The sequence below is a fragment of the Acidimicrobiales bacterium genome (assembly GCA_035533095.1).
Taxonomy (GTDB): Bacteria; Actinomycetota; Acidimicrobiia; order Acidimicrobiales; family Palsa-688; genus DATLUM01.
Window position 1 is genome coordinate 1 of sequence record DATLUM010000053.1, and the last position, 3,209, is coordinate 3,209.

The following is a 3,209-nucleotide window of genomic DNA, read 5'->3' on the forward strand; positions in this document are numbered from 1 at the left end:
CCTTGCCGAGCGCCTCGTAGATGCCTTCGAGCGTGACGTGCGTCCCGGCCGCCAGCATCGCCTTGCAGATGACCGGGATCACCTCCATCGCGACCTGCTTGTAGATCTCTGCCTCACCGGAAAAGGTGAACGCCCCCACGATCTTGTTCGCGACCGCGGCCGCGTCTCCCGCGCTGTCGACGCCGCCGTTATTCCCTAGCCGGAAGTTCACGGAATTCCCTACCGGGCTCCGCTTGTTGTTCTACTCGACGACACCTCCCTTCGCCCGTTCGTCGCCCTGCCCGAGCAGCTTGCTGAGCTGACCGGCGAGATGGTCGGCTGACGGGCGGCCGAGCCCGGACGCCACGACGACGTTCTTTGTTCCGTTGCCCAGTTGCACGAACCAGACGCGTCCGACCGGCCGGAACCCTGGCTCCGTCGGCTCGTGGCCGATCTCGACGCTGAGCCGGCGCGCCGGGCGGCGCTTGTACGAAGACGGGCGGCATGCCGGCGAGCAGTAGACGGTGGGCCTCCCCCTCGTGCTCGTCTGGGTCACCTCGTTCGTGCACCCAACCGCTTGACAGCTCGAGGTGATCACGACTTGTCCTTCGCCCCCGGCCGCTTGTTCGGCCTGTAGCTGCGGCCCTGCATCTCGACGTGATGGGCCGTGTTGACGAGGCGATCGAGGATCGACTCGGCTACGACGGCATTCGGGAACAGCGAGTACCAGTCTTTGGCGGCCCGGTTGGCGGTGAGAATGACGCTGCGTCCGGCCCTCTCGGTGACAAGCTCGTAGAGGTCGTCGGACTGTGTCGGCGTCAGCTCTCGCATGGCAAAGTCGTCCAAAATCAAGACGTTCGGGCGCGCCCAGCGCCGAAGACGCGTCTCCCAGGTCCTATCGGCATGGCCACCGGCCAGGTCGGCGAGAAGGCGCGAGGTCTTCGTGAAGGCGACGGCGTAGCCGCGCCGGCAGGCCTGGTGACCGAGGCACTGGGCGATCATCGTCTTTCCCACCCCGACCGGGCCGTGGATGATGACCGACTCGCCGGCCTCCACGAACCGGAGCGTGGCGAGATCACGTATCTGGGCCGCAGGCACCTTGGCGTTGAAGGCGAAGTCGAAGTCCTCGATCACGCACGCCTGCTCGAAGCGGGCCTGACGCAGGCGTCGTTCGATGCCGGCGGCGTCGCGCCGGGCGAGCTCGTCCTCGCACAGCGCCTGCAGGAACTCGAGATGGCCGAGGTCGCCCGCATGTGCCTGCGCGACGCGAGCCTCGAGAGTGTCGAGCATGCCGGAAAGGTTGAGGGACTTGAGAGCGCCCTCGAGCTGGTGGGTCCGTGTCATCCTGCTGTCTCCTCTTCGTCTAGATGGCTGAACAGGCTCTGCTGGCCGTGAAGGTGGGCCGGCGCCTCCGGTACGGACGCCCTGTTCTCGCACTCGGTCTCGGTACCGGCGACGAGGATGCCCTTGATCGTCCGATAGCCCGGGTCTCCCACCTCGACGGCGCGCCGGCAGGCGGCTTCGAGGCGGACGGGCCCGTACTTGTCGGCGAGGCGGATCACGCCCTGGGCGGACCGCAGGTTGTGGAGCGCCCCGTCTCTAAGGAAGCCCGCGATCACCTCGGCCACGGCGCCGCCGAGCTCGCTCGCCCGGTGGCGGCACCAGGCCGGGTTCTTCATGAAGAAGGCCACCTTCTCGGGCGGGTAGTCGCCGTAGTCGGTCTGGCGCCCCTTCTCGATTCTCGCCCAGGTCTTTACGACCTTGCCGTTCTCGAACATCTCGACGGTGCGCTGCCCTTGCCTGGCGTCGAGGTTCTTCCCGATGTGGTGCCAGGAGACCGAGTAGAGAGCCCTCCCGACCTTGACATAGCAGTCGGGTCCCACCTTCGGGCTCGACCAGGTGGCGAGCTCGAAGGGGAGCAGCGGCAGCGGGAGGAGCACTCCGAGCTCATCGGCCATAAAGACCCTAAGCGGGGCGGCGCCTTCGAGCGATCTGTGGCGCCGCATCCCGGCCACCTCCGTGCACCACTTGAGCGCCCCGGCGGCCATCTCGGCCTCGGCGGTGAAGTTGCGGCCCCGGTAGAAGCTGTCCCGTACGTACGGCATCTGGCGCTCGACCCGTGGTTTGTCCTTTGGCTTCAAGGCCCTTGCCGGGTCGAGGAGGCAGCCGTAGTGGGCGGCGAGCTCGGCGTAGGACTTGTTGAGCTTCGGGTCGTAGATGTCGGCCTTCAACACCCCGGTCTTCAAGTTGTCACTGACGAGGCGGCGTGGGGCGCCCCCAAAATAGGAGAACGCCGCCACATGGGTCGCCGTCCACGATGCCTGGTCCATCTTGAGGACGGGCCGTACGAACATGTGGCGGGAGAACGCCAGCACCATCACGAAGGCCCACACCCGGCGCAGCTTCTGGGTAACTGGGTCGGGGAACGTGCCGAGGAACCCGTAGTCGATCTGGGCTTCGTCGCCTGCCTCGACGTCGGGCCGCGCCACGGTCACCTTGTCGCGGTTGGCCTCGTCGGGGAACTCAACCCAGCAATACCGGCGAAAGCTCGTGATGCCAACCGACAGGCCGTGCTCGTCCCGCAGCCGCTGGTGGACCGTCGTGATCGTGTTCGTCTCGAGCATCTCTTCGATCCTCGGGCGGTACGGCTCGATCACCTTGCGGGTCAGGCTGCGCCGGCGGGCGTCGACGAGCTCGGGGCTAAAAGAGCGCACCAGCTCGGACCACTCTTCTCTGCTGAGCGCCTGGGCGCCCGGCGACAGCCCGGCGTCCTCGGCCAGCTTCACGTACTTGCGGATCGTCTTCGGGTCGACGCCGAGACTCTCGGCGATCACGGCCTTCGGACGACCGGCGTTCCAGTGTTGATAGATCTCGACGACATCGAGCACTTCGAAACTTCTCCTTGCCATGTCACCTCTCTCGTCTCTGGACGAGAGAGCGCCTAGTTCGACAAGGAGCCCGGAGGGTGGATGCTCACCCCGGCAGGTGGGGAATTACCTGAACGCCGGGGTAGGGAATTACTTGAACGCCGTGGCGTCCAGCTAGGGAATTACTTGAACGCTGACACGCCGAGAGCGCGTTCGAGATCGCACCCTGGGAGCGGCCCAGGGCCTTGCCGACCGCGGTCGGGCCGGACGCCTCTCCCGGTCGGGCCGCCAGGTAGTCGCGCACCAGGGTCCCGAGCGCTCCCCGGCCCAGCCGCCCGGTGCCCTCGACGGGCGTCGGCTCCT

5 protein-coding genes are annotated in these 3,209 nt (G+C 66.9%); all 5 read right to left on the reverse strand.

Annotated elements, in window-relative coordinates; translation table 11 throughout:
• Positions 1 to 211 (reverse strand): hypothetical protein (locus tag VNF71_06550; GenBank protein HVA74208.1); only part of this gene is annotated, 211 nt, incomplete at its 3' end.
• Positions 212 to 241: 30 nt separating this feature from the next.
• Positions 242 to 577, reverse strand: a complete 336-nt coding sequence (locus tag VNF71_06555; protein ID HVA74209.1) for a hypothetical protein — start codon at positions 575 to 577, stop codon at positions 242 to 244.
• Positions 574 to 1,323, reverse strand: a complete 750-nt coding sequence (gene istB / locus VNF71_06560) for an IS21-like element helper ATPase IstB (GenBank protein ID HVA74210.1) — start codon at positions 1,321 to 1,323, stop codon at positions 574 to 576. The genes VNF71_06555 and istB overlap by 4 nt, the downstream gene beginning before the upstream one ends.
• Positions 1,320 to 2,888, reverse strand: coding sequence for an IS21 family transposase (gene istA / locus VNF71_06565; protein ID HVA74211.1), 1,569 nt, complete (start codon positions 2,886 to 2,888; stop codon positions 1,320 to 1,322). Before istA ends, istB begins: the two co-directional genes overlap by 4 nt.
• A gap of 64 nt (positions 2,889 to 2,952) precedes the next feature.
• Positions 2,953 to 3,209, reverse strand: a 257-nt coding sequence (locus tag VNF71_06570) for a hypothetical protein (GenBank protein HVA74212.1), incomplete at its 5' end; no start/stop codon positions are given.

What these genes read in the sequence shown, in the direction of transcription:
- istA (HVA74211.1), bottom strand. Translation starts at nt 2,888, where the DNA reads ATGGCAAGGAGAAGTTTCGAAGTGCTCGATGTCGTCGAGATCTATCAA.
- istB (HVA74210.1), bottom strand. Translation starts at nt 1,323, where the DNA reads ATGACACGGACCCACCAGCTCGAGGGCGCTCTCAAGTCCCTCAACCTT.